This is a genomic window from Shewanella aestuarii (assembly GCF_014647215.1).
Taxonomy (GTDB): Bacteria; Pseudomonadota; Gammaproteobacteria; order Enterobacterales; family Shewanellaceae; genus Shewanella; species Shewanella aestuarii.
Window position 1 is genome coordinate 1 of record NZ_BMOT01000015.1, and the last position, 24,390, is coordinate 24,390.

Below are 24,390 nucleotides of genomic sequence, written 5' to 3' on the forward strand. Positions count from 1 at the left end.
TGGGCTCGAACCAGTGACCCCCTCCTTGTAAGGGAGGTGCTCTCCCAGCTGAGCTAAGCGACCTGGGAATATAATCAACAACAATAATAATTTCTTCAATGAAATTATGGTGGTCGCTACTGGGCTCGAACCAGTGACCCCCTCCTTGTAAGGGAGGTGCTCTCCCAGCTGAGCTAAGCGACCTCATGCTGTGTGGGTCGGTATTATAGGGAGCAAGCAAAAGCTGTCAACGATTTTTCGATAAAAATATAACGATAGTGCTATTTTTGTGCCGTTTGGCGTTTTGTTAAACAGAGTTGTTTTTATTTTTAATGAAAAACGGAGCATGATTCGACATTCGCCCATTTCAACCTAGCGCGTTGGCTGTTAGAATATCGGCCACATTTTTATCCTCGTCTGTTTTGGGTTTATACCTACATACTTATACAGACTTCTTTATATAGGTTAGTGTCCGATTATGACTACTAAGACTCGTTTTGCTCCAAGCCCTACAGGTTTCTTACACGTTGGTGGTGCCCGTACAGCACTTTATTCATGGTTACATGCCAAAGCAAATAACGGTGAATTTGTTTTACGTATTGAAGACACTGATATTGAACGTTCAACGCAAGAAGCTTGTGATGCTATTTTAGATGGTATGAACTGGTTAGGCTTAACCTGGAATGAAGGTCCTTATTATCAAACAAAGCGTTTTGATCGTTATAACGAGATCATTGCGCAAATGTTAGACAAGGGCACTGCTTATAAATGTTATTGCTCTCGTGAACGTATTGAATCTTTACGTGAAGAACAAGCCGCTAACGGTGAACAGCAAAAATATGATGGATGTTGTCGTGACTTAGCTCCGCGTGACACTGATGAGCCATTTGTTGTTCGCTTTAAAAACCCAACAGAAGGTAGTGTTGTGTTTGACGATCATGTACGTGGTCGCATTGAAATTGCTAACAGTATGCTTGATGATTTAATCATTAAACGTACTGACGGCGTGCCTACCTATAACTTCTGTGTCGTGGTTGATGACTGGGATATGGGGATCACTTGCGTTGTGCGCGGTGAAGATCATATTAACAATACTCCTCGTCAAATTAATATTTTACAGGCACTAGGCGCGCCAATTCCTGAATATGCGCATGTTTCGATGATTTTAGGCGATGACGGTGCTAAATTATCAAAACGTCATGGGGCAGTGGGTGTCATGCAATACCGTGATGATGGCTATTTACCTGAAGCCTTATTGAACTACCTTGTTCGCTTAGGATGGTCTCATGGTGATCAAGAAGTGTTTTCAATGGACGAAATGATAAGCCTGTTTAAATTGGATGATATTAATAAAGCCGCTTCCGCTTTTAATACAGACAAGTTGAATTGGTTAAATCAGCACTATATTAAATCATTAGCGCCTGAATATGTTGCCTCACATTTAGCATGGCACATGGATGACCAGAAAATAGATACTAGTAATGGACCTGCACTAACAGAAGTCGTGACTGCGCTTTCTGAACGCGCTAAAACATTAAAAGAGCTTGCCGCTTCTAGTCGATACTTCTTTGAAGATTTTGCTGACTTTGATGAGGCGCAGGCGAAAAAGCACCTCCGTGGTGTTGCTTTAGAGCCATTAACGCTAGTAAAAGCAAAGTTGGAAGCTTTATCTGATTGGACAGTAGAATCATTACATGCTGTTATTGAAGCAACAGCAACCGAGTTAGATGTTGGTATGGGGAAGGTGGGTATGCCGTTACGCGTTGCCGTGACCGGAGCCGGACAATCACCAGCTTTAGATTTAACCTTGTTTTTGATAGGTAAAGACAGATCTGTTGAAAGAATATCCAAAGCGATTGATTTTGTAGCAGATAGAATAAATTCCTAAAAAACGAGTTGACACATTAAGGTATGCTGCATAGAATGCGCCTCGCAGTTGAGACACGGCTCAGTAATTTCTGGCAGCGTATCTAGATTGTGATTTAAGTAAGACGGGGTTATAGCTCAGCTGGGAGAGCGCTTCGCTGGCAGTGAAGAGGTCCACGGTTCGATCCCGTGTAGCTCCACCACTTACTTAAATACTTCTTGATGAGAAGTTAGCATTGATGTTTAGCCTACAGGCATCGATGAGTATTCACTCGATACAGAGTATAAGGTATCAACAGTGTCCCATTCGTCTAGAGGCCTAGGACACCGCCCTTTCACGGCGGTAACAGGGGTTCGAATCCCCTATGGGATACCACTTTTTTGAGTGGTTGACTGTAAAGTTAACGATTCGATAGCATTGATGTTTAGCCTACAGGCATCGATGAGTATTCACTCGATACAGAGTATAACGTATCAACAGTGTCCCATTCGTCTAGAGGCCTAGGACACCGCCCTTTCACGGCGGTAACAGGGGTTCGAATCCCCTATGGGATACCACTTTTTGAGTGGTTGACTATAAAGTTAACGATTCGATAGCATTGATGTTTAGCCTACAGGCATCGATGAGTATTCACTCGATACAGAGTATAAAGTATCAACAGTGTCCCATTCGTCTAGAGGCCTAGGACACCGCCCTTTCACGGCGGTAACAGGGGTTCGAATCCCCTATGGGATACCACTTTTTTGAGTGGTTGACTGTAAAGTTAACGATTCGATAGCATTGATGTTTAGCCTACAGACATCGGTGAGTATTCACTCGATACAGAGTATAAGGTATCAACAGTGTCCCATTCGTCTAGAGGCCTAGGACACCGCCCTTTCACGGCGGTAACAGGGGTTCGAATCCCCTATGGGATACCACTTTTTTGAGTGGTTGACTGTAAAGTTAACGATTCGATAGCATTGATGTTTAGCCTACAGACATTGATGAGTATTCACTCGATACAGAGTATAAGGTATCAACAGTGTCCCATTCGTCTAGAGGCCTAGGACACCGCCCTTTCACGGCGGTAACAGGGGTTCGAATCCCCTATGGGATACCACATTTTGATTTTAGTGTTAACTAGAATTGGGGTTATAGCTCAGCTGGGAGAGCGCTTCGCTGGCAGTGAAGAGGTCCACGGTTCGATCCCGTGTAGCTCCACCAAGTTTTTTTGGTATCAACAAATAGCATCAATGTTTAGCCTACAGGCATTGATGAGTATTCACTCTATTTACTGAGTATAAGTAAATCTCGGCGTCCCATTCGTCTAGAGGCCTAGGACACCGCCCTTTCACGGCGGTAACAGGGGTTCGAATCCCCTATGGGATACCACACTAAACCACCGAAAGGTGGTTTTTTTATGCTTGTATTTTATGTTTGGCATAAATCTAAGCCATAAAAAAAGGCAATCAAATGATTGCCTATCGATCTACTTAGAGATCAAGGGGACCGCGCTAGAAGTCCCAGGGAGATGATGAACAAAGTGAGTATCACTGTTAATAGATTTGAGTGCCCATCAAGCTAAAAGTTCAAAAATAACTGCAAATTATTTCAAAATATTGATATTGCTAGCCCATAAATTTAAATAAAGATAAAATTCAACTAGTTAAATAATACTTTATTTTAACAGTGTCGCAATTTTACTCGCCAAATCTTCTGGTTTTGTGGTTGGAGCGTAGCGCTCTAATACATTTCCTTGCTTATCAACTAAAAATTTTGTGAAATTCCACTTAATTGATTGACTACCTAGTAGCCCTTTAGCTGATTGCTTCAGATAGTGGTAAAGCGGCGCAGCATTATCGCCATTAACCTCAACTTTACTAAATAAAGGAAAGGTTACCCCAAAATTGAGTTCGCAAAATTGACTTATGTCAGCTTCAGAACCTTGCTCTTGGCTACCAAACTGGTTACAAGGAAACCCTAAGATCACTAAGCCTTGATCTTTATACTGCTGGTATAGTTGTTCTAATGCTTTATATTGGGGGGTGAAACCACATTTACTTGCCGTATTGACAATCAACAGTACTTTGCCCTTAAAGCTTTCCATACTGACCCTATTTCCTTGGATATCTTTAACATCAAATTGATAAATATCTGCGCTCATTTTGTGCTCCTTAAAAACCTGTTTCATCAAATATAGTTGATACCAAGTTGTAAACTGTAAAAGGTAAACTTTAAACGTCGTTCTTCAATGTGTTTTGACACTATAATAAATAAATTAGAAGTGGTCAATTTAATTGCGTGCAATTTAATTTATGTATTTGCTTATCATGGTAAATATCAATATAGTCTGCGCATTATTCGCTTAACTATATAAGGGGCGGGCTTATGGAAGAATTAAAGAACGAACTTATATCTGAAGCTGAACAAGACATTACATCACAACTGCAAATAGAGGTGAGTCAAGTTGTCCAACAACTGACCGAAGCCGAGGGTGAAGAGCAGGCTGAAGTTTTCAGTGAAATTCTAAATGAAGCGGAAGCTGGCACCATCGCGATCCTACTTGAATCATTACCTTTAGATGAGCGTTATGATCGTTGGCAGCAGGTTCAGCCAGAAGAGCGCGTCGATGTTTTAAACTTGATGCGTGCCGATCCTCGTTTAGGCATTTTGAAGAAGATGCCAGATGAAGAATTGGATTTATTGTTCTCACAACTGAGTCCAGAAGATCTGATTGATTGGAGTGACTCGTTACCGGACAGTATTACCGATCGCGCTTTAGCGCAGATGGGCGAGCGGCAACGCAAACACTTCGAGCTTTATGACCAATATGACGAGAATGAAATTGGTCGTTATGCCGATCACCAAATGTTGGTGTTGAACCCTGATTCAACAGTTGCCCAAGGTCAACGTTTTTTTCGTCGAATCGATTTAGATTGTAATGATCACCTGTTTTTAGTTGATGTTAACGATAAATATGTTGGAACCGTGCGTCGCTATGACTTATTTAAAGCTGATGTTGACAGTTTACTTTCAAGTTTAATATGGCCTGACAGTCGGGTTATTTCAGCGGACTCCTCATTGATTGAATCGGCCGAAACCCTTGAGCATAGTCGAGAGTTAGAATTGCCTGTAGTGGATGATGAAGGGACCTTGATTGGCCGTATGACCCTGCGAACCGCAACGGCATTAGTACGTGAGCATTATGAGGCTCAACTGATGGCGACAGCCGGTATGGATGAGGATGATGACTTATTCGCGCCAATTATTGTTGGTGCTCGAAGAAGAGCGCTTTGGTTAGGTATTAATTTGCTAACGGCATTTTTAGCATCAGCCACGATTGGTCTATTTGAAAATGTGCTGTCGCAAGTTGTGGCGTTAGCTGTGTTGATGCCTATTGTTGCGTCAATGGGCGGTATCGCAGGTAGTCAGTCATTAACATTGATGATCCGTGGTATGGCGATGGGCCAGATATCTGCTGGTAACGTTGTGTCTTTACTTAAAAACGAATTAGGTATTGGTGCCTTGAATGGCGTTTTATGGGCCATAGTCATAGGTCTCATCGCAGGCTGGTGGTTTAATGATGTTATTATGGGGATCATTATTGGCTGTGCCATTTTAATCAACATGGCAATGGCAGCAATTGCGGGCGTAATGGTGCCAATGATATTACAGAAGTTTAATCAGGATGCTGCGTTATCTGGGTCAGTTATTTTAACCACTGTGACCGATGTTGTGGGTTTTTTCACTTTCCTCGGTTTAGCGACCATCTTGTATTTATAAATGGTTCGTTAAATACCATTAATCTAAAAGGACCTATTGGTCCTTTTTTGTTAATGGTATTTATGACTTTTTAAAAATGGTGAGTGGTTAAGGTTGATAAACTGGTTTGAAATGAATCAATATTATGATTTTAAATGCTTTATTTAATATGCCACGTATCATTTAATGATCAATTAAATGAGGGGGAATAATGAAGCGCTATTTTATTTCAGCAATGTTTTTAGCTGTTATTTCTACTTCTGCATTGGCAGGCGATATTAACTTTGAAGTGAGCGAACATGTGGTTTCGGCTGAAATGAAAGCTAGCATTTCATCTCATGTTAATATGGGGGGGGGGTTATACATATTCTGACCATAAAGGCCAATTAATGCAGTTTTATACACATATGATGCATCAAAGCGGCGCTCATTCTATTGAAATCGGTCCTAAGTTTGTAAAAGCGTGGATGGATAAAGGTCCGAATGCCTCTGTGTTGTCTGTTGGTGGACAATATGGATTACAAATAGCCAAAAATGTCACATTAAGTGCGGCAGCTTATTATGCGCCATCAGTATTATCTTTTGCTGACTCCTCGGGCTATTTTGAGTATGAAGGGAAAGCCCAATATCACTTTAACCCCAATATGGCGATATTTATAGGTTATCGAAAATCATCGTTTGAGTTTGAGGAAGCACCGAGTCGAACATTTGAACAGGGGATGTTCATTGGAGGAAAAGCCAGTTTTTAAATGTTAGGCAATAAAAAAAGCAAGTTTACTGTAACTTGCTTTTTAAACTTGATGATATAACCCTGATAACTTACTTCCACTTATTAGCGGGTGAAAACTCCACTTCAGCATTGTCATCGAAGTAACGACGCTTGGTATCGCGGCGTCTTTGTTTCACTTTCTTCGACTTAGGTTTTCCTTTTATGTTGTCACCCCAAGGTGCATCATCTTCATCAAATTCAAATGTGTGTGCCATTTCTTAGCTTTCCAAAATACAATACCGCTATTGGTACAGGCTCTTTTTACCTAAAGTTGGTCTAAATCTAAAGCGAAATTTTTAGCTCAGATTGGTGAAATAAATTGCATGTCAAAGTGAGTAAACTCACTGTTGTTAATCCTATCAAATTTAAATGAATAAAATATGACAGTAAAATCATTCAAAGATTACCACTTTATTGTGGCTTTAGACTGCTAAGTAACCTCAGCTAGAGACAATAAACGCATATAAAACAGATTTTTACACAGCTAACTACATTAAATTTATTTGTAATAGACCTATTATTGATGCTTAAATTTGCCTTGTTATCAGTGCAAAGTTTAAGTTTGACTTTAAGCAATTGAATACTGGTATTTTAAATATCGTTTATTCATTTCTTAACCCGAGTTGCGGTTAAGTAATATCGAAGAAATGCTTAATTTCATCCATTTTCACTAAGGCATCTTGATAGCCTAAATCGATCAATGCACTTGTATAGGCTTTTTCAAACAGTAAATAAGATACGATACTTGAGTCTGATTGTTGATTAATACCAAATAATGTTAATAAGTGACGAATAGCTATTGGCATTTCTAAATAGTAACGCGCGGCAATTTCACTTAAATCTTCACTCGGTTTAATCACTAAGGTTTCAATTTCACGTAGATTGAGTTTGTTTTTATCCTCATCAGATATCAGACTCAATGTGTTATTAACCCGCTGTAATCGTTCTAAATCACTGTTTAAGGTGTCAGAAAATATAGTATCGAGTAAATGGCCGGCAATCGTTGCGGTTTTAGGATGATGCTTGAGTTGTTTACCTTCTTGTTTATGTGGGCTATCTAAGTTAATCACAAAGAGCTTTTTTGCTCCCAAATGAATCGGACTCGATAAGGGGGATAATTGGTGAACTGAGCCATCACCAAAAAATGCACGGTTTAATTTGACAGATGGAAACACCATAGGAATGGCTGAGCTTGCCAATAAGTGATCAGTATTTAATTGGCTACGTTGTCCTTGTCTTCGAGCGCGTTTCCAGTTCTCTATTGAATGATGACCGTGAAAAAAACTGTATGACATCGAGTTGTTATAACAGGATGCATCAACACTAATAGCATCGAGTGCACCCAGATGAATATTTCTGTCGATACGTTTGAAATCAATTAGTTTATTGAGTAATTCACGTAATGGCTGATTATTTAATAAGCTGCCAGCATCAGTACTGATTTTGTCATGCTGTAAACCTTTGATGGCCATTTTGACAAGGTGCTTAGTGACCCCAAATACCGATGACTCATATACTTGATGAGTTTCAAAATGACGCCAAACCCAATCTAACTTTTTCACACCAAGGTGAAAGCATGCGGCGTGAGTTGCTAGTGAAGTGGCATTAATTGCGCCGGCAGAAGTGCCGCAAATAATACTGAAGGGAACGTGCTGGTTTCTGGGGTATAACTGCACTAGGGCTTTTAATACCCCTATTTGATATGCTGCGCGGGCACCGCCGCCACCAAGTACAAGTCCAATCGACACGGTATCATTTAATCCTTTCAAGTTAAGCTTACTTTAAGAGTATGTCTTGTTTTAAGTTTTCACACTAGTCGGATAAGTATTTCTAGACTAATTATTTAAAAAAATAATGAAAATATATCCTTTGAAACTGTTAACTTTTCTTTGACAAGAGTGCGTTTTATCAGCTATTAACTAAGGGTAGATAATAAAAAGAATAATATTTTCGCTTCAATATTTGTAATCATAATGCTGAATTGAAAGAGTAACAGTAAGGAATACCCATTGGCTCTGTTTAAAAAATCTGCTGATATGCCAAAGGACAATGACGCGGAATTAAAATCTCGTGTGCAATTGCCCCCTTGGAAAGTTGTCATCATTGATGACGAACCGGGGATCCACGATGTTACCAAATTCGCATTGAGCCAATTTAGTTTAGATGGCCGCGGGTTAACATTTTATTCTTGTTTTAGCGCACAAGAGGGCTTTGAACTTCTCCGTGATCAGCAAGATATCGCGTTAGCGTTTGTTGATGTCGTGATGGAAAATGATCACGCTGGTCTTGATTTAATTGAGCGCATTCGTGGTGAATTAAATAATCACAGTACGCGAATCATATTAAGGACAGGTCAGCCTGGTAGTGCTCCTGAAGAAAGAGTGATACGAGATTTCGACATTAATGATTACAAAGCAAAAACGGAACTGACTGCAGCAAAATTAAAATCCTGTGTTTACACCTCTCTTCGTTCTTATCGTGACATCAAAATTATTGAACAAAGCCAGCGGGGAATGGAAAAAGTCATTTCAGCGTCTTCTTCGGTACTGCGTAGCCATACATTGCATCATTTTGGAAGTGCTGTTTTAGAGCAAACCCTGCAACTTCTAGGCTTAAGTAGCTCTGCTTTATATCTCACCAGTTACCATGAAGATTTATACCACGACACTCAAATGAATTTGCTCGCAGCTACTGGCGAGATGGTAAGTTATTCTGAAATTGACAGCGTTGAGGCATTACCCGGTGATGTAAAAGAATACATAATTGAAGCTATAGCACTCAAAAAATCCATAGTGCATGACAACATTTATGTGGGTTTCTACGAGTTTGGAAATGATGTAACCAGCATTCTATATTTAGGGCATAACGCGTCACTCACCTCGTTACAGGTCAGAATTCTTGAACTTTTTGCCGCCAATGTGAGTCTTACATTTGAAAATTTATCCGGCAAAGAAAACGTACAACAAACTCAAAAAGAGCTCATTTTAATCATTGGCGATGCGATTGAGCAGCGCAGTAAAGAAACCGGCGCGCATGTTCGACGCGTTGCATTAATGAGTGAAATATTAGCTGAATACCTAAATCAAAGCCTAGATTTTATTGAAACGATTCGCTACGCGGCACCGCTTCATGATGTTGGTAAAATTGGCATTCCAGAAAGCATCCTCCACAAGCCTGGTAAACTCACAGATGATGAATGGCAAATAATGAAAACCCATGCTGAAAAAGGTTATAACTTGCTTGCGGCATCAAACCGTATTATTGCAAAAATGGGCGCCAGAATAGCTTATACCCATCATGAGCGATGGGATGGACAAGGTTACCCTAGAGGTCTTGTGGGTGAAGATATCCCAGTAGAAGGGCGGATAATGGCAATTGTTGATGTGATTGATGCGCTCTTATCTAAACGAAGCTATAAACCTGCCTGGCCTGCTGAAAAAGTGATTGAATACTTGAATGAGCAATCGGGTAAACAGTTTGACCCAGTAATGTGTAATGCAAGCTTGGCATTGATGGATAGATTTATTGAAATCCAACGACAAATGCCAGATAGCGCTGATGAAGAACATTAGCTATGCATCACTCTCTAGAGAATGTCTTATTTAAAGTTAGTCAATCTGAACTCATCGATAAAGGTGATTTGAACAGTGCTTCACAATTAATCATTGAATCAATATGCCTTGGATTGAATATTGAGCGTGCGGGTATTTGGTTGCTTGCCGAAGATAAACAGTCTATTGAGTGCTTTTTATTGCTGGATAATGCGACCCGCCAAGATAACATAGTGCTAACTCGTGAGCAGTTTCCAAAATACTTTCATGCTTTAGATTCTGAACGCGTCATTTCAGCATCTGATGCCCATCGACACGTTGCAACACATGAGTTTACTGATGTGTATTTAAAGCCGCAGGGCATTGTTTCTATGCTAGATAGTCCTATTCGTCATTGTGGAAAAATGATTGGGATCATTTGCTGTGAACACCGTGGTGATTTAAAGCAATGGAGCAGGGATGAAGAAGTGTTCGTCGGTTCTTTGGCCGATTTATATGGCCGAGCCGTTAATGCACATGAAGTAAGAAGTCACCAAGTTTTACTGGAAAAACTTAATAGTGAGCTTGAAAATAAAGTTGCTTTGAGAACAGATGAATTACAGCAAGCATTAATTCATCTGAAAACGACCCAAGCCAGTTTAATCGAAAGTGAAAAGTTGGCTGCTCTAGGCAATCTTGTTGCCGGTGTCGCCCATGAAGTCAATACTCCATTGGGTATTTCGGTCACTTCAACTAGCCATTGTATTGATGAATTAAATAAACTGAAGAAACATTTTTTAGCGGGCGAATTAGACGAAAAAGAGTTTCAATATTTTATTGATACTATGACCGATGGCTTATTATTGATTGAAAGGAATTTATCTCGAGCTGCTGAGTTAGTACATAATTTCAAACGTACTGCAGCAGATCAATTGACCCTTGAAAAAGAATATTTCAATTTAACTGAGTATTTAGAACAAATATCAACTCCCTTAAGGCCATTAACCCGTAAGCAGAATATTAAGCTGGATATTCAACTTGCTGAATCAATTATGGTGGAATCTTATCCTGGTGCGATTGCACAAATATTCACTAATCTTGTCTCTAACTGTTTTCGCCATGCTTACCCAGAAGGCTTTACGGGTGAAAAAATTATTACATTAGGTGCGCAAGTGTGTGGTGACGAGATTAAGATGTTTTATAAAGACAACGGCAAAGGATTATCAAAAGAAGCTAAGGACAGGATTTTTGAGCCTTTTTTTACTACAGCTAGAAGTGCGGGCGGCACAGGATTGGGTATGTCGATTGTTTATAATTTAGTCACCCAGAAATTAGGCGGAAGGTTAGAGTTAATCTCTGAAATTAATCAAGGGCTTGAAATTGATATTTACATAAACCATAAATAAAAAACGCACATTAAAGTGCGTTTTTTAATATCCGTTTAGAACCGAAAAAGCTTAATTAGATGCGGTTAAAAAATCGATAATGTCATCAAAAGGAATATTTTGTTTCTCGCCAGTACGACGATTTTTATATTCAAATACACCTTCATCAATATTACGATCACCAATAACAACAACGTGTGGCAAACCGATCAGTTCCATATCGGCAAACATTACCCCAGGGCGCTCTTTGCGGTCATCCATCAATACTTCAATACCTTTAGCTTGTAAATCAGCATAAAGTTTCTCAGCTATCTCTGCAACGCGATGAGACTTATGCATATTCATGGGGAGAATACCGACTTTGAATGGTGCAATTGCCTCTGGCCAAATAATGCCACGGTCATCATGATTCTGTTCAATCGCTGCGGCAACAATACGGCTCACGCCGACACCGTAACATCCCATTAATAACACTTGTGCTTTACCGTTTTCGTCAAGCACGGTCGCATTCATAGATTTTGAATAATTAGTGCCAAGTTGGAAAATATGGCCAACTTCAATGCCACGAGCCATTGCATAAGTGCCTAGATGATCTGGTGTAGGTTCACCTTCAACTACATTTCGAATGTCTGCAGAAGTTGCTAGAGGCAGATCACGTTCCCAGTTAATGCCAAATTGATGCTTATCATCTTGGTTTGCACCTGCAGCAAAGTCGCTTAATACTGCAACGCTGTGATCGATAATGATAGGCATGCTTAATCCAACCGGACCAAGAGAGCCTGGACCTGCACCAACAGCAGCTCGGATTTCAGCTTCAGTGGCAAACTCTAATGGTGAAGCAACCGCTTCAAGTTTGTCTGCTTTGATTTCATTTAACTCGTGATCGCCACGAACAATTAATGCTACTAACGGCGCGTCTTCAGATGCGCCTTTAACGATTAATGTTTTTACCGTTTGAGTAATGGCTAAACCAAATTGCTCTACTAATTCAGCAATAGTTTTGGCATTAGGCGTATCGACTAATTTCAGCTCTTGAGTCGGTGCTTGACGTGTTTGCGTCGGCATTGGTGATTCCGCTTTCTCAATGTTAGCTGCATAATCACTGCCAGTTGAATAAGCGATTAAGTCTTCACCACTATTTGCAAGCACATGGAATTCATGCGAAACACTGCCACCAATAGAGCCTGTATCAGCAAGAACGGGGCGGAACTCTAATCCCATACGGCTTAAAATATTGCTATAAGCGGTATACATAGACTGATATGTTTCATCCATAGTTTGTTGATCTAAATGGAATGAATACGCATCTTTCATTAAAAATTCACGTGCGCGCATGACACCAAAACGCGGGCGAACTTCATCACGGAATTTAGTTTGCACTTGATACAAATTAAGCGGGAGTTGCTTGTATGAACTTAACTCTTTACGCACTAAGTCAGTGATCACTTCTTCGTGAGTAGGGCCTAAAACGAAGTCACGGTTGTGGCGGTCTTGAAAGCGAAGTAATTCGGGGCCAAACTTCTCCCAACGGCCTGTTTCTACCCATAAATCAGCAGGCTGAACCAAAGGCATCAGAATTTCAATAGCACCTGCGTTATTCATCTCTTCACGCACGATAGCTTCAACTTTACGCAGCACACGTAAACCTGACGGTAACCAGCTATATAAACCAGAAGCGTTACGACGGATCATACCAGCACGTAACATTAATTGATGGCTAATCACTTCCGCATTGGCAGGCGTTTCTTTTTGTGTTGAAAGCAGGTACTTACTAACTCGCATTCCAGTTTCCATTTTAGTAAAAGTTAATGAGCGTCATTTTAGCACTTGAAGCAGTTATGTCACCTGATTATTACTGGATTAGCGGGTTAATTTATCTCGTCTTGCTGCTATTTGTTACGCCTATCACCAATCACTTTAGCTGGGTTGCCTGCGACGATTGAATATGCTGGTATGTCTTTAGTAACAATGCATCCCATACCGATTACGGCATGGTCGCCAATACTAACGCCATCTACAATACCGGCTTGTGCGCCAATCCAAACATCTTTTCCTATCACAATGCCTTTAGAGGTAACGGGTTGTTCATAGATAGGGCTGTCAGGAGACATTCCGTGATTAAAGGCATAGATGGTAACATTATTAGCGATACGGGTTTGATCACCGATACTAATTCCAGCTCTTCCGCCATCTAAACTACATCCGTGATTTATGGCAACTTCATTGCCTAAGGTGATAGGGCCATGCATAAAAACATCTGCGGCAATCATGCACTTATTCCCAACAATAATGTCTCTACCGGGTTCAGCAAACAGTTCCGCCTCGGGAGCAATGAAGCTGTTTTCACCAATGTTGATGGTTTCTAATTGCATTAAAGTTTGTTGGATTTGCTGTTGCCAGGGTAATGCCCATTCCAGTAATTTGGGTTTTAATGAGAAATAAAGCCAAGGCATCCAAGACAGTCTTTTTTTATGCTGCGTTTGGTAATCAAGTGACGCCATTAAGTAATCCCTCAGTTTGAAATTAAATCTATATTCATTTGAATATGTAAGCTTAGTCGTTGAGTAAGGTCACTGTGGTAGGCTTTAATTCTATAACCACTATTTTCTGATCGATGACTTGCCAAAATATATCAAGATCATAGAGTGCAACTTGGTATATTTTCGGATCGTCTTTGGCTTTTTTATAAGCGGGTCGAGGATCTTGTGCAAGGACTGCAGATATTAATGATTGCAGTTGAGGATATTTATCATTTTGAGCCAACGCGGATAATTGTGTTTGCGCGCTAGCAGCATAGGTCACATTTATTAATTCGGGTGCGTCTTGTGCGATTCCGCCTTTAGCATTGACGATAGCGTCAGAAAAAGGAATATAAGGTTTTATATCTATAATTGGGGTGCCATCTAATAAATCCATACCGGATATTTCGAGACAGACTTTGCCCTTACGCTGAACCACGCCGTGCAGTTTAACAACAGATTGTCCAATGCCATTGGGCCGAAAGGTTGAACGGGTGGCAAATACGCCCAACTTTTCATTTCCACCAAGGCGAGGGGGGCGAACGGTTGTTTTCCAGCCTTGGGCTAGATTTTCGTGAAAACAAAATAGCAGCCAAAGGTGTGAATACTGTTCTATGCCTCTAATCGCATCAAGGGTATTGAGTTCAGGCACTAACTCAACATAGCCTTTGACATCGACTAAACCTGGTTGGCGAGGGATGCCAAACTTTTGTTTGTAGGGGGTTCGGCAAACCGCTACTGCATTAATTTGAGATGTAAACATGGCAACAAGTCAACTTGAGATTAAAGTCAGCCAAAATTGAAAGTATTTCAGCTGAGTAAAAAACATTACTTTACTGAGCGCGTTTAATAGCTTGTCCGACACATAAGCTGCGACTAAAACAACCCGCTTCCTGTTCTTCGATGACTAAACATTGCTTGATAATAAGACCGTTAGCGCCCATAGCAGCGGCTTTTTTGCGGGCTTCAGTGCGGGCATCTTCAATTGATGCGGGAGCACCATTTGCCACATCTTGGCAAACCTCACCTTCTGCTAAACCAATAACTGAATAGTGTCCCTTAGGTAATATGTCACCTTCATACAATGCGACTTCACCGACTTTGAAATACTCATCAATCGCTTTTCCATCAAGATTACTCTTGAACGCATAGTCGCCAGCACAAGCCGTTAATAATAAAGCAAATGAACAGACGGATAACATTTTTAGTTGAGAAGAGGACATAAGTCAGCTCACTTAATTCAATTTGATAACAGTTTACTCTGTCCTTATTTAAGGCGAAAGCAAACCTTTATGAGATAGATAAAAAAACGCTTACCTAAGTAAGCGCTTTATATGATGCTGTCAGTTAATTTATTCCATTCCAGGAATTAAGAAACTCTCCATCGGCTTACCTGCATCGACTTGTTTTTTGAACACTGTCGGCATACGGCCTTGTCCAGTCCACTGAATTAATTCACCATCAACAGTAATTTGGTATTTTGCTGGACGAGGAGCACGTTTTTTTGGCGCTGATTTAGTCGCAGTCACTTCGCCTAAATCTTCAATTGATAATCCGCTATTTTCAATTTGGGCCAGAATTTCCGCAATACGCGCATTACGTTCAGCATTGGCTGCGGCATCGGCTTTTGCTTCTTCTTCCCGTTCAACAATCACTTTATCAAGTTTAACGGCTAAATCACGTAAATCCTCAATGCTTAGTTCTTTAACAGCGGCTTTAAAGCGACGGCCATGGGTTAAAATATCTAAAAAATCACTCATAATGCGAAATGTCCTAAGAAAAATGGAATTTGAATAAATTTTATTACTAGTTTATTGAATGATGCCATGCCTTATAGCATGTCAATTAATCTTAAATATTAAGTGTTCATTAAGACTTAAATACACTGAAATAATTTGCTTAAAGATACAAATTATTATCGAGATTGATATTTTGCATTACATTCAGCAGGGCTAATAACAATTAATAAAATTTATTTTTTATTAATGTTCATAATAATAGAAACTTATTCGACCTTGATCAATTTAATTTACCAAAAATAAGCTTATTTTATGAGTTGATTTAAAACTAGGCTATTTAAGGCCAGTAAAAAGTCATTGTTTTGGCTGATTGTTACTTTTCCTTGCCAGTTTTTGGTCTATTTTTTCAAACAAGCGTTTAACTTAGGTTGACGTTAACGTTAACAGGTCGTAAAGTTGAGCTATCTTGCATTGGCTTTAGTCAATGTGTTGTCCATAGACAAGGTGTAGGAAGGAAAACCTATGAAAGTATTGGTGCCTGTAAAGCGCGTCGTTGATGCCAATGTCAAGGTCAGGGTAAAAGCTGATCATTCAAATGTTGATACCGCTAATCTCAAGATGGCTTTGAACCCATTTTGTGAAATTGCTGTCGAAGAAGCTGTCCGTCTAAAAGAAGCGGGCATCGCCACAGAAGTGGTTGTGGTGAGTGTTGGTACCAAAGCTGTGCAAGAACAATTAAGAACAGCCATGGCATTAGGTGCTGATCGTGCTATTCATGTTGAAACCGATGAAGAACTTGTGCCGTTATCAATTGCAAAATTACTATTAGCCGTGCAACAAAAAGAACAAGCACAGTTAGTGGTGTTTGGTAAGCAATCTATTGATGGTGATAATAACCAAACAGGCCAAATGTTAGCCGCCCTTGCTGATATGCCACAGGCGACTTTTGCTTCTGAAGTAAAAGTAGATGGCGACAACATTGTCGTTACTCGTGAAATTGATGGCGGCTTACAAACATTGAAAATGCCATTGCCTGCGGTTATTTCTGTTGATTTACGCTTAAATGAGCCGCGTTATGCATCATTACCTAACATTATGAAAGCTAAGCGTAAGCCATTAGATGTGCATTCAATTGCAGATTTAGGTGTCACGCTAAAAGCCCACCAAACGGTTCTAAAAGTGACTCCACCTGCTGAACGTCAAGCCGGGATCATGGTGTCTTCAGTAGAAGAACTTGTCGAAAAATTAAAAAACGAAGCGAAGGTGATCTAATATGACCATTTTAGTTTTAGCAGAACACGATAATGCGCATTTAAAAGCGGACACCGCAAAAGTGGTTGCAGCTGCATCGGCAATTGGTGGTGATATTCATGTGCTAGTGGCAGGTCATCAATGCGTCGAAGCAGCAAAAGCTGCGCAATCATTAGCCGGTGTAACTAAGGTGCTTGTTGCTGATGCTGCAGTGTTTGCCAATCATTTAGCAGAAAACCTAGGGAAATTAATTATCAGTTTATCTGCTGATTATTCACATATTTTATCTGCAGCCTCAAGTGTCGGTAAAGATACATTACCGCGCGTTGCGGCATTATTAGATGTTGCGCAAATTTCTGAAGTTATTGCCGTTGCAAGTGCTGATACCTTTATTCGTCCAATTTACGCGGGTAATGCGCTTGCGACCGTACAAAGTTTAGATGATAAAAAAGTCATGACAGTCCGCTCAACTGCATTTGATGCCGTTGCTGCAACGGGTAGCGCAGAATTAGTCTCTGTTGATAATGCGCTTGATGCTCGCACTGAGTTTGTTTCGCAAACACTGACTGAGTCAGCACGTCCTGAATTAGGCAATGCCGGCATCATTGTATCAGGCGGCCGAGGTATGGGCAGTGGTGAGAACTTTGCCATTCTTGAGCAATTAGCTGATAAGTTAGGTGCTGCCGTTGGCGCATCTCGTGCTGCAGTTGATGCAGGCTTTGTACCCAATGATTTACAAGTAGGTCAAACAGGTAAGATTGTTGCCCCAGATCTCTATATTGCTGTGGGTATTTCAGGTGCCATCCAGCACCTTGCCGGTATGAAAGACTCTAAAGTGATTGTGGCTATCAACAAAGACCCAGAAGCACCGATTTTCCAAGTCGCTGATTATGGTTTAGAAGCTGACTTATTTGATGCTATTCCCGCTTTAAATAATTTACTGTAAATGTGATTTTTGTCACAATATGCGGCGGTGGGGTGGCAACCCCACCGCCGCTGTGTTTTCATGTGCACGCTTTTTTGCCCTTTTTAGTAGAGGTGCGCTGAATATGAGTAAAGTGAGTTAGGGTGATGCCTGTGATCTAGCTTGAAAGGATTTAGTGCCGAAGTTGTTATCGTTATCAAACTTAACAGCTGGTATGGTTACCGAATAGGTACCGTACTGCCATAGTATTTTTTGTCGGGATGACAAAGATAAATTACTATGGAGCGCTACTGATAGGACAGGTGTTCCTTGGCATTATTTTGCTTTGCACCGGTTCAGTCGCCCTCCATTCGTACATACACGAAGAATAAATAATGAACGTACTAAGTCATGCCGATTCGGCACTGTCACTGCTTCCCCCTGTAATCGCAATCGTTTTAGCAATTATGACCCGTAAAGTATTGCTGTCTCTCGGTGTCGGTATTTTAGTGGGAGCATTACTGCTCACCCAGTTCTCATTAGGGGACACAAGCACATTTTTAATTACAACCGTCAAGGGTCTTATTTGGGATGATGGCGCATTAAATAGTTGGAATTTACAGATTTTAGGGTTTTTAATCATGCTTGGCATGATCACCGCATTGATCACTGTCAGTGGTGCTTCTCGCGCTTTTGCTGATTGGGCTAAAGATCGTATTCGCAGTAAACGCGATGCCAAACTGATGACCATGTTTTTGGGCTGTGTGGTTTTTATCGATGATTACTTCAATAGTTTAGTTGTGGGTTCTATCTCTAAACCGATTACCGACAGATACCATATTTCACGTGCAAAACTGGCTTATTTATTAGATTCGACCGCAGCACCTGTGTGCGTAATCTCTCCAATATCCAGTTGGGGAGCTTATATAATTGCGCTGATTGGCGGTATTTTAACTGCGCATGGATTTACCGATTCGGGTCATTTAAGTGTATTTGTGCAGATGATCCCAATGAACTTTTACGCTATTTTTGCGCTTTTACTTTTGTTATGCGTGGCAATCTTTGGGCTGGATATTGGCCCAATGCGTCAGCATGAATTAAATGCGCAAAAAGGTGAGCTGTTTGATGAGTCGAAAGGTTTACCTCCCGGTGCAAACCCTGATTTACCTGAGGCTGATACGGGTAAGATCATTGGACTCTTCTTACCCATTTTAGCGTTAATCGCCGCGACAGTTTATTTTATGGTAAGCAGTGGTGCCGATGCTTTAGCCGCCAATGGTAAGCCATTTGATGTATTAGGGGCGTTCGAAAACACCGCCGTTAGCCAATCATTATTTTACGGTTCTGTTGTTGGCTTTATTGTGACCTTGGTGCTGGCTTTTATGCAAAAGGTATCAACTCGCTTGGTGCTGCAGGGTGTGGTTGCAGGTGCTCGTTCAATGTTACCCGCAATTTATATTTTACTTTTTGCATGGTCTATCGCTGGGGTAATTGGTCAGTTAGAAACCGGTAAATACATGGCCAGCTTAGTGACAGGCGCAATTCCTTTTGAATTATTGCCTGTGGTGCTATTTATGCTTGCGGGTATTACGGCTTTTTCAACGGGCACAAGTTGGGGCACCTTTGGCATTATGTTGCCTATTGCAGCCGATATGGCAATGGGAAGCGACTCGACCATGATGTTGCCCATGTTGTCGGCCGTATTAGCAGGAGCGGTATTTGGTGACCATTGTTCACCTATTTCTGACACCACTATTTTGTCTTCAACAGGCGCAAGTTGTCATCATATTGACCATGTGATTACCCAACTTCCCTATGCCTTAATTGTTGCCTTTATCAGCATTGTTGGATATTCGGTACTCGGATTTACCGGCTCCATCATCAGTGGCTTCTTAGCCTGTAGTGTGGTGTTTGCCATCACACTAGGCGGGCTTGTGTTTTATACTCGTCGTTAAGCGATAACATTCATACAAAAATGCCACACAATTAACCTTGTGTGGCATTTTTGTTTGTGATGAACACGATTAAACGAGTAGAATTTAGCAAAGTAAAAATATTGGACTCTGTTGTGGCACAATTGTATTTCTATTATTCATCAATGAACGCGGGTAAATCGACTTCATTATTGCAATCTTCGTATAATTACCGTGAACGTGGTATGCACACCTTAGTGATGACAGCATCAATTGATGATCGTTATGGCGTAGGTAAAGTAGCATCACGTATTGGTATCGAAACCGATGCACAGGTGTTTGCGAGTCATGATGATCTGAGTGAGATGATTTCACAGTCTCATCAACAAAAACATATTCATTGTGTGTTGATTGATGAAAGCCAGTTTTTGTCTAAAACGCAGGTTAAGCAGTTAACCTATGTGGTCGATATTCTTGATATTCCGGTATTGTGTTACGGATTGCGTAATGATTTCCAAGGTGAGTTATTTACCGGTAGCCAGTACCTTTTGGCTTGGGCCGATAAACTGGTTGAACTCAAAACCATTTGCCATTGTGGCCGCAAAGCTAACATGGTGGTGCGTCTAGATGGCGAGGGCAAACCGATGAAAGAAGGTGAGCAAGTGGCTATTGGCGGTAACGAGTCTTACGAGTCAGTTTGTCGCAAACATTTCCGAGAGTTTTTGTGGGATTAAAAATCTAAACAACAAAAAATTGAAGGCCGAATTAATCATTGGATTTAACTCGGCCTTTTTATTTGCCTGCAGAACACTGCCAAAGTGTTAAAATTTGCCACTTTTTGTGCTTTGAAACATGTCATTGTCTGATCGACATTCAGTTGATGGAAATTAAAATGCTGAAGTCATGTTCATCAAGATGCAAAATTAAATGAATGACACCTTAATGAAATTAAATCGTTAAGGCTCAGCATTATTTCATCATCTTTTATTATAAAAAGCTTAAAGCTTAAACCGTTCAATCGATGCTGTGAGCGAGTGTGCCAGTTGATTTAATTCTTGGCTGCGTTTTGCCATTGCTGATGAATCTTCAGCATTGGTTTCTGCTGAATCGGCGGTGACGGTCATAGTGTGTTCAATTTGTTCACTAAAGTTTACCTGTTCATTTGCCGCTTGATTGATGTTTTGGCTCATATGATTAATGGTTAGCAAAGCCGATTCAATTTTTTTAATCGCATCATGTAATGATTGGCTTTGCTCTACACATTGGTTGGCTTCCGATTGCCCCTTGGAAATGGCTTTAACTGCATTGGTGGTTTCAAGTTGTAAAGCTGAAATCATAGTTTGAATTTCAGCAGTTGAAGATTGGGTTCTTGATGCAAGCGATCGTACTTCGTCGGCGACAACAGCAAAACCGCGACCATGTTCGCCTGCTCTAGCTGCTTCTATGGCTGCATTTAAAGCCAGAAGGTTGGTTTGATCTGCAATTGCGCTAATGGTCACTAAAATGCCACCAATGTTATCGCTGTGCTGGCTAAGATTGTTCATGGTATTAACCGAATGGCTTAAGCCTATCGATAACTGCTCAATTCTAGCTCTATTATCATCCGCAATCTCTTTAACCTGCTTCCCCTGCGAAGAGGCTAAGTTAATATGACTGGCAGATTCACTGGCTTGCTCATTCACTAAACTTGAACTCTGATGAATTTGTTCAGCCAATCTCTTCGCTTGGGCGATTTGGCCAATCTGATTGCTAGCTGAGTTGGCGATTTGCTCGCCCTGAGCTTGAGAACGAATAGCTGATTCATCCAGCAAATGCGCATCTCGACTGATATCTTGCAACAAAGATCTTAAATCATTTGATAACTTATTTATGTTATCCATTAACTGACCAAATTCATCATTGTTACGTTTATCCAGCCGTTGAGATAAATCACCACTGGCAATACGTGATAACGCTTTATTAACTGCTTGCAAAGGCTCTAACATGGCTTTGGAAGTGAGAGTGTAAATAATAATAGCAAGGACAATGAAGATTACCGCAAGCACAATTGCTAAGGTCTGGGCGGTGCTAATTTCATTTGAGGCTGCAAGTTGGTAATCACCAAAACGTTTATCAGCAAGAGTAATAAGCTGATTCAATTCAGCAAAGCTTGATTCAAAATATAGATTTGATTGCTCATAAGCCATTTCAGATTGCTTTATTACCTCGACAACTTTACGTTGGCTTTCATAAAGTGTCCCAGGGGCATCTAACAAGGCTTTCATTTGCGTAAATTGTGCAGCAAAAACCGCCAATAATTCATCCGCTGGCAAAGTGGCGGCTTGCTGTTTTAAAAACTGAAAGTTTGTCTCAATGCTGCTAACCATCATCATGACATCTTGTTGATGATTATCGACACTTTTTAAGTCAGTAAACCGCGCCACTTCAGCCATAATATTGCCCATATTATAAATGGTGTCGTCTAACCTTGTGCCCGTGCCTATGACTTCTTCCAGCAAACGTGCTTGATCGCCTGCATCAATCATTTCCAGATCTATCATGCTATTACTGGCTTGATCTTTAATGGCTAGAAACTGTTGTAATTGTTTTTGATAATCTTCACGCGTTTGTTCAATGGTTAACTTGGCATTAAACATCATTTCAGTTTGCTGAAGGTATTGCGCATATTGTTGCTTAACATTGTCTAATGCCCGCTTCATATTAGGTTGGTCGGCAACCTTAATAGCCAGATCATTAAAAGTGGCGGCATATTCTTTTTGCAGCTGTTTAAATTGGTTAAAGCTACTCGTAAGGTGAGTGTTACCCGCTTGCGAAAACGCCAAACTGCCGGTTTTAACCATTTTTAATAAACTGAGTTGAAGGGCATTACTTTGACTTTGTACGGGTTGGGCTAAGATTTCAATATTGGTGTTTGCTGTTTGAATTTGAGTTAGTGAACGATAAAAGAAGCTACTTCCTGCAAGAAGTAACACGCCAATTGTGGCAAAACCCAAAGCAATTTTTTGTTTAATTGTTAGCTCAAGCAAGTTCATTTTACGTCTCTTATTTGTTGTGCTATGCGCACTATTTTATTTTAATTATATGTTTTCAATAAGATTAAGCATTTTTAGTGTAGCTAAAATAAGTAAAGGTTAATAGTTTTTAGGTTAAATGATTGAGTCTTTATGACGATTGTTTTTAGCAAAGATACTGTTTTATATCGGCAAAACGTGATTTAAGTATAGTGGTTTAATTTTGTATGCTAGATAATTACTAAGACGCTTTTTATTTGAGACTTAATCCCATGCAACACATTCGTTTTAATCAGCATCTTCAAGTTACTCCGTCCAAAATTATCTGTATTGGACGCAATTATGTAGAGCATATCCACGAGTTAGGTAATGATATTCCGGATGAGATGGTGGTGTTTATTAAGCCCAATAGTGCGATTAACAACCAACTGAACAGTGTTCATCTTCAACAGGCACTTCACTATGAGGCTGAGCTGTGTTTTGTTGTTGAAAATGGGCTGTTTACGGCAGTAGGCTTAGGCTTAGATTTAACTAAGCGTCAATTACAAAGCCAATTAAAATCCAAAGCTCTGCCCTGGGAACGAGCTAAGGCTTTTAATGGTTCTGCAGTATTTACTGATTTTTTGAGCATAAAGGATGTTAATCCTCAAAATGGCAACTGGTCTTTTAGTTTGACAATCGATGGCCAGTTAACGCAATTGGGCCATAGTCAGCTGATGATCTATTCACCGAGTGACATACTTGCAGATATTAGTGACTTTTTAAGCTTGGAAAATGGTGACATTGTTATGACGGGCACCCCAAAAGGTGTCGGTGAAGTATCGTCTGGTCGAGTTTTTGAGTTAACCCTGTGGCATGGGATTGAATATCAGTCAGAGGAACAGCTGATTCAAGATACCGCCAATACTAAGCCTCTTCTCAAACAACAGTGGGTAGCGATTTAATGGATACTCAAAAACTATGACAAATTTACATACCTTATTGGCGCAACATTTATTGACTCAACGCAGCGCAACTTCACCAGCCTCTGAACTTGCTGATGTTAAACCGCAAAGTATTGACGATGCCTTTGCTGTACAGCAACAAATGATAGCACTTTTGAATCAAGATATTGCTGGGTGGAAATGTTTAACACCACTGGAAAATGGCCAACTTATTTTTGCACCCATATTGAGGCGGGCTGTGGTTGAACAGTTTCATTGCCCAATCATCCCCTTTGCTAAATCGAGCGGCTTACAAGCGTTAATCGAGCCTGAAATAGCCTTTGTTTTGGGGCAAGATTTTGCAGCTTATCAAAGCTATAACCATCAACAAATTGATTTGGCTATCAGTGCTACCCATATGGCGCTGGAGTTAATTCAAAGTCGATTCAGCGCTGATTACACCGCCAGCTATGTTGAGAAACTGGCTGATGGTTTAAGTAATCAAGGTTTGTATTTAGGACCGCAAATTGATAAAGCTCTTGCTTATCAGGCGAATAACATCAATATCACCGTGAGCCATGACGGCGAAGCACGCACGTTTGACGGTGCGCATCCGTGTCAGTCTCCACAAGCACCAATTTATTGGTTAATCAATTATTTAACATCTAAAGGCGTGAACCTCAAAAAAGGGCAGGCGATAATAACGGGCTCTTATTGCGGTGTGGTTAAGGTACCTATGGCCGCTCAAATTGATATCGAGTATCAAGGTTTGGGAAAGGTGAGCGTTCAATTTGAACAACAGACCCTCAAAGCTTAAACAGACAAAATAATACATCAGACTTGTCGGTTTAAGCGT

General features: G+C 40.5%; 21 protein-coding genes, 9 tRNA genes and 1 riboswitch. Of the genes, 20 read left to right on the forward strand and 10 right to left on the reverse strand.

Annotated features, from left to right (window positions below; translation table 11 throughout):
* Nucleotides 1–107 precede the first annotated feature (107 nt).
* A tRNA-Val gene (locus tag IEY03_RS16090) sits at nt 108–183 on the reverse strand.
* 274 nt (nt 184–457) lie between these two features.
* On the opposite strand from IEY03_RS16090, the gene gltX reads away from it, so the two are divergent.
* From gltX to IEY03_RS16135, 9 genes are all read left to right on the forward strand, one after another.
* A complete protein-coding gene (gltX, locus tag IEY03_RS16095) occupies nt 458–1,867 on the forward strand; it encodes a glutamate--tRNA ligase (RefSeq protein ID WP_188843570.1) in 1,410 nt (469 codons plus the stop codon).
* A gap of 105 nt (nt 1,868–1,972) precedes the next feature.
* Nucleotides 1,973–2,048: transfer RNA gene (locus IEY03_RS16100), tRNA-Ala, on the forward strand.
* A gap of 97 nt (nt 2,049–2,145) precedes the next feature.
* A tRNA-Glu gene (locus IEY03_RS16105) sits at nt 2,146–2,221 on the forward strand.
* A 106-nt stretch (nt 2,222–2,327) separates the two neighbouring features.
* Nucleotides 2,328–2,403: transfer RNA gene (locus IEY03_RS16110), tRNA-Glu, on the forward strand.
* A gap of 105 nt (nt 2,404–2,508) precedes the next feature.
* A tRNA-Glu gene (locus IEY03_RS16115) sits at nt 2,509–2,584 on the forward strand.
* Nucleotides 2,585–2,690: 106 nt separating this feature from the next.
* Nucleotides 2,691–2,766, forward strand: a tRNA-Glu gene (locus IEY03_RS16120).
* Between the two features lie 106 nt (nt 2,767–2,872).
* A tRNA-Glu gene (locus IEY03_RS16125) sits at nt 2,873–2,948 on the forward strand.
* Nucleotides 2,949–2,976: 28 nt separating this feature from the next.
* Nucleotides 2,977–3,052, forward strand: a tRNA-Ala gene (locus tag IEY03_RS16130).
* 92 nt (nt 3,053–3,144) lie between these two features.
* Nucleotides 3,145–3,220 (forward strand) — tRNA-Glu (locus IEY03_RS16135).
* A gap of 286 nt (nt 3,221–3,506) precedes the next feature.
* Here IEY03_RS16135 and IEY03_RS16140 read toward each other — a convergent pair.
* A complete protein-coding gene (locus IEY03_RS16140) occupies nt 3,507–3,992 on the reverse strand; it encodes a glutathione peroxidase (protein ID WP_188843572.1) in 486 nt (161 codons plus the stop codon).
* A gap of 224 nt (nt 3,993–4,216) precedes the next feature.
* Between IEY03_RS16140 and IEY03_RS16145 the strand changes: the two genes are divergently transcribed.
* The 3 genes from IEY03_RS16145 to IEY03_RS16155 all read left to right on the forward strand — a co-directional run bounded on the left by IEY03_RS16145 (nt 4,217) and on the right by IEY03_RS16155 (nt 6,339).
* Nucleotides 4,217–5,611: a magnesium transporter gene (locus IEY03_RS16145; RefSeq protein WP_188843574.1), complete on the forward strand. Its 1,395-nt coding sequence runs from the start codon at nt 4,217–4,219 to the stop codon at nt 5,609–5,611.
* 190 nt (nt 5,612–5,801) lie between these two features.
* Entirely contained in the window at nt 5,802–5,963 is a 162-nt protein-coding gene (locus tag IEY03_RS16150; protein WP_188843576.1) for a hypothetical protein, read from the forward strand.
* A 16-nt stretch (nt 5,964–5,979) separates the two neighbouring features.
* Nucleotides 5,980–6,339, forward strand: a complete 360-nt coding sequence (locus IEY03_RS16155; protein ID WP_188843579.1) for a YfaZ family outer membrane protein — start codon at nt 5,980–5,982, stop codon at nt 6,337–6,339.
* 70 nt (nt 6,340–6,409) lie between these two features.
* Here IEY03_RS16155 and IEY03_RS16160 read toward each other — a convergent pair whose 3' ends face one another.
* Entirely contained in the window at nt 6,410–6,574 is a 165-nt protein-coding gene (locus IEY03_RS16160; RefSeq protein ID WP_188843581.1) for a small highly charged protein, read from the reverse strand.
* Nucleotides 6,575–6,988: 414 nt separating this feature from the next.
* A complete protein-coding gene (locus IEY03_RS16165) occupies nt 6,989–8,107 on the reverse strand; it encodes a patatin-like phospholipase family protein (RefSeq protein ID WP_188843583.1) in 1,119 nt (372 codons plus the stop codon).
* 261 nt (nt 8,108–8,368) lie between these two features.
* On the opposite strand from IEY03_RS16165, the gene IEY03_RS16170 reads away from it, so the two are divergent.
* Both IEY03_RS16170 and IEY03_RS16175 read left to right on the forward strand, forming a co-directional pair.
* Nucleotides 8,369–9,931, forward strand: a complete 1,563-nt coding sequence (locus IEY03_RS16170; protein WP_188843585.1) for a DUF3369 domain-containing protein — start codon at nt 8,369–8,371, stop codon at nt 9,929–9,931.
* Between the two features lie 2 nt (nt 9,932–9,933).
* On the forward strand, nt 9,934–11,295 hold the full coding sequence (locus IEY03_RS16175) for a GAF domain-containing sensor histidine kinase (protein ID WP_188843588.1): 1,362 nt from the start codon (nt 9,934–9,936) through the stop codon (nt 11,293–11,295).
* Nucleotides 11,296–11,346: 51 nt separating this feature from the next.
* Here the strand turns inward: IEY03_RS16175 and IEY03_RS16180 are convergent, their stop codons facing one another.
* The 5 genes from IEY03_RS16180 to IEY03_RS16200 all read right to left on the reverse strand — a co-directional run bounded on the left by IEY03_RS16180 (nt 11,347) and on the right by IEY03_RS16200 (nt 15,553).
* Entirely contained in the window at nt 11,347–13,056 is a 1,710-nt protein-coding gene (locus tag IEY03_RS16180) for a proline--tRNA ligase (RefSeq protein WP_188843590.1), read from the reverse strand.
* A 107-nt stretch (nt 13,057–13,163) separates the two neighbouring features.
* A complete protein-coding gene (locus tag IEY03_RS16185; RefSeq protein WP_188843593.1) occupies nt 13,164–13,775 on the reverse strand; it encodes an acyltransferase in 612 nt (203 codons plus the stop codon).
* A gap of 52 nt (nt 13,776–13,827) precedes the next feature.
* Nucleotides 13,828–14,556, reverse strand: coding sequence for a tRNA (N6-threonylcarbamoyladenosine(37)-N6)-methyltransferase TrmO (tsaA, locus tag IEY03_RS16190; protein ID WP_188843595.1), 729 nt, complete (start codon nt 14,554–14,556; stop codon nt 13,828–13,830).
* Between the two features lie 70 nt (nt 14,557–14,626).
* Nucleotides 14,627–15,016 (reverse strand): Rcs stress response system protein RcsF, encoded by a 390-nt coding sequence (rcsF, locus tag IEY03_RS16195; protein WP_188843597.1) that lies wholly within the window; start codon nt 15,014–15,016, stop codon nt 14,627–14,629.
* 129 nt (nt 15,017–15,145) lie between these two features.
* Nucleotides 15,146–15,553: an H-NS histone family protein gene (locus IEY03_RS16200; protein ID WP_188843599.1), complete on the reverse strand. Its 408-nt coding sequence runs from the start codon at nt 15,551–15,553 to the stop codon at nt 15,146–15,148.
* Between the two features lie 501 nt (nt 15,554–16,054).
* Here IEY03_RS16200 and IEY03_RS16205 point away from each other — a divergent pair.
* The 4 genes from IEY03_RS16205 to IEY03_RS16220 all read left to right on the forward strand — a co-directional run bounded on the left by IEY03_RS16205 (nt 16,055) and on the right by IEY03_RS16220 (nt 20,334).
* The gene (locus tag IEY03_RS16205; RefSeq protein ID WP_188843601.1) at nt 16,055–16,804 is read left to right on the forward strand and encodes an electron transfer flavoprotein subunit beta/FixA family protein; all 750 of its coding nucleotides are present in this window, start codon (nt 16,055–16,057) and stop codon (nt 16,802–16,804) included.
* 1 nt (nt 16,805) lies between these two features.
* Nucleotides 16,806–17,729: an electron transfer flavoprotein subunit alpha/FixB family protein gene (locus IEY03_RS16210; RefSeq protein WP_188843603.1), complete on the forward strand. Its 924-nt coding sequence runs from the start codon at nt 16,806–16,808 to the stop codon at nt 17,727–17,729.
* A 79-nt stretch (nt 17,730–17,808) separates the two neighbouring features.
* Nucleotides 17,809–18,006, forward strand: a riboswitch (Lysine riboswitch).
* Between the two features lie 76 nt (nt 18,007–18,082).
* The gene (locus IEY03_RS16215; protein ID WP_188843605.1) at nt 18,083–19,642 is read left to right on the forward strand and encodes a Na+/H+ antiporter NhaC family protein; all 1,560 of its coding nucleotides are present in this window, start codon (nt 18,083–18,085) and stop codon (nt 19,640–19,642) included.
* Between the two features lie 113 nt (nt 19,643–19,755).
* On the forward strand, nt 19,756–20,334 hold the full coding sequence (locus tag IEY03_RS16220; RefSeq protein WP_188843607.1) for a thymidine kinase: 579 nt from the start codon (nt 19,756–19,758) through the stop codon (nt 20,332–20,334).
* Nucleotides 20,335–20,598: 264 nt separating this feature from the next.
* On the opposite strand, the gene IEY03_RS16225 is transcribed toward IEY03_RS16220, so the two are convergent.
* Nucleotides 20,599–22,632 carry a methyl-accepting chemotaxis protein gene (locus IEY03_RS16225; protein ID WP_229778369.1) on the reverse strand — a complete coding sequence of 678 codons (2,034 nt, stop codon included), beginning with the start codon at nt 22,630–22,632 and terminating at the stop codon, nt 20,599–20,601.
* A gap of 251 nt (nt 22,633–22,883) precedes the next feature.
* On the opposite strand from IEY03_RS16225, the gene IEY03_RS16230 reads away from it, so the two are divergent.
* Together IEY03_RS16230 and IEY03_RS16235 are read left to right on the forward strand one after the other, a co-directional pair.
* Complete coding sequence (locus IEY03_RS16230) at nt 22,884–23,555, forward strand: fumarylacetoacetate hydrolase family protein (protein WP_188843609.1); 672 nt, start codon at nt 22,884–22,886, stop codon at nt 23,553–23,555.
* Nucleotides 23,556–23,571: 16 nt separating this feature from the next.
* Nucleotides 23,572–24,351 carry a fumarylacetoacetate hydrolase family protein gene (locus IEY03_RS16235; protein ID WP_188843611.1) on the forward strand — a complete coding sequence of 260 codons (780 nt, stop codon included), beginning with the start codon at nt 23,572–23,574 and terminating at the stop codon, nt 24,349–24,351.
* Nucleotides 24,352–24,390 lie beyond the last annotated feature (39 nt).

What these genes read in the sequence shown, in the direction of transcription:
- IEY03_RS16145 (WP_188843574.1), top strand. Translation starts at nt 4,217, where the DNA reads ATGGAAGAATTAAAGAACGAACTTATATCTGAAGCTGAACAAGACATT.
- IEY03_RS16210 (WP_188843603.1), top strand. Translation starts at nt 16,806, where the DNA reads ATGACCATTTTAGTTTTAGCAGAACACGATAATGCGCATTTAAAAGCG.
- tsaA (WP_188843595.1), bottom strand. Translation starts at nt 14,556, where the DNA reads ATGTTTACATCTCAAATTAATGCAGTAGCGGTTTGCCGAACCCCCTAC.
- IEY03_RS16215 (WP_188843605.1), top strand. Translation starts at nt 18,083, where the DNA reads ATGAACGTACTAAGTCATGCCGATTCGGCACTGTCACTGCTTCCCCCT.
- rcsF (WP_188843597.1), bottom strand. Translation starts at nt 15,016, where the DNA reads ATGTCCTCTTCTCAACTAAAAATGTTATCCGTCTGTTCATTTGCTTTA.
- IEY03_RS16160 (WP_188843581.1), bottom strand. Translation starts at nt 6,574, where the DNA reads ATGGCACACACATTTGAATTTGATGAAGATGATGCACCTTGGGGTGAC.
- IEY03_RS16180 (WP_188843590.1), bottom strand. Translation starts at nt 13,056, where the DNA reads ATGCGAGTTAGTAAGTACCTGCTTTCAACACAAAAAGAAACGCCTGCC.
- IEY03_RS16150 (WP_188843576.1), top strand. Translation starts at nt 5,802, where the DNA reads ATGAAGCGCTATTTTATTTCAGCAATGTTTTTAGCTGTTATTTCTACT.
- IEY03_RS16185 (WP_188843593.1), bottom strand. Translation starts at nt 13,775, where the DNA reads ATGGCGTCACTTGATTACCAAACGCAGCATAAAAAAAGACTGTCTTGG.
- IEY03_RS16140 (WP_188843572.1), bottom strand. Translation starts at nt 3,992, where the DNA reads ATGAGCGCAGATATTTATCAATTTGATGTTAAAGATATCCAAGGAAAT.
- IEY03_RS16235 (WP_188843611.1), top strand. Translation starts at nt 23,572, where the DNA reads ATGACAAATTTACATACCTTATTGGCGCAACATTTATTGACTCAACGC.
- IEY03_RS16230 (WP_188843609.1), top strand. Translation starts at nt 22,884, where the DNA reads ATGCAACACATTCGTTTTAATCAGCATCTTCAAGTTACTCCGTCCAAA.
- IEY03_RS16155 (WP_188843579.1), top strand. Translation starts at nt 5,980, where the DNA reads ATGCAGTTTTATACACATATGATGCATCAAAGCGGCGCTCATTCTATT.
- IEY03_RS16225 (WP_229778369.1), bottom strand. Translation starts at nt 22,632, where the DNA reads ATGAACTTGCTTGAGCTAACAATTAAACAAAAAATTGCTTTGGGTTTT.
- IEY03_RS16205 (WP_188843601.1), top strand. Translation starts at nt 16,055, where the DNA reads ATGAAAGTATTGGTGCCTGTAAAGCGCGTCGTTGATGCCAATGTCAAG.
- IEY03_RS16175 (WP_188843588.1), top strand. Translation starts at nt 9,934, where the DNA reads ATGCATCACTCTCTAGAGAATGTCTTATTTAAAGTTAGTCAATCTGAA.
- IEY03_RS16200 (WP_188843599.1), bottom strand. Translation starts at nt 15,553, where the DNA reads ATGAGTGATTTTTTAGATATTTTAACCCATGGCCGTCGCTTTAAAGCC.
- gltX (WP_188843570.1), top strand. Translation starts at nt 458, where the DNA reads ATGACTACTAAGACTCGTTTTGCTCCAAGCCCTACAGGTTTCTTACAC.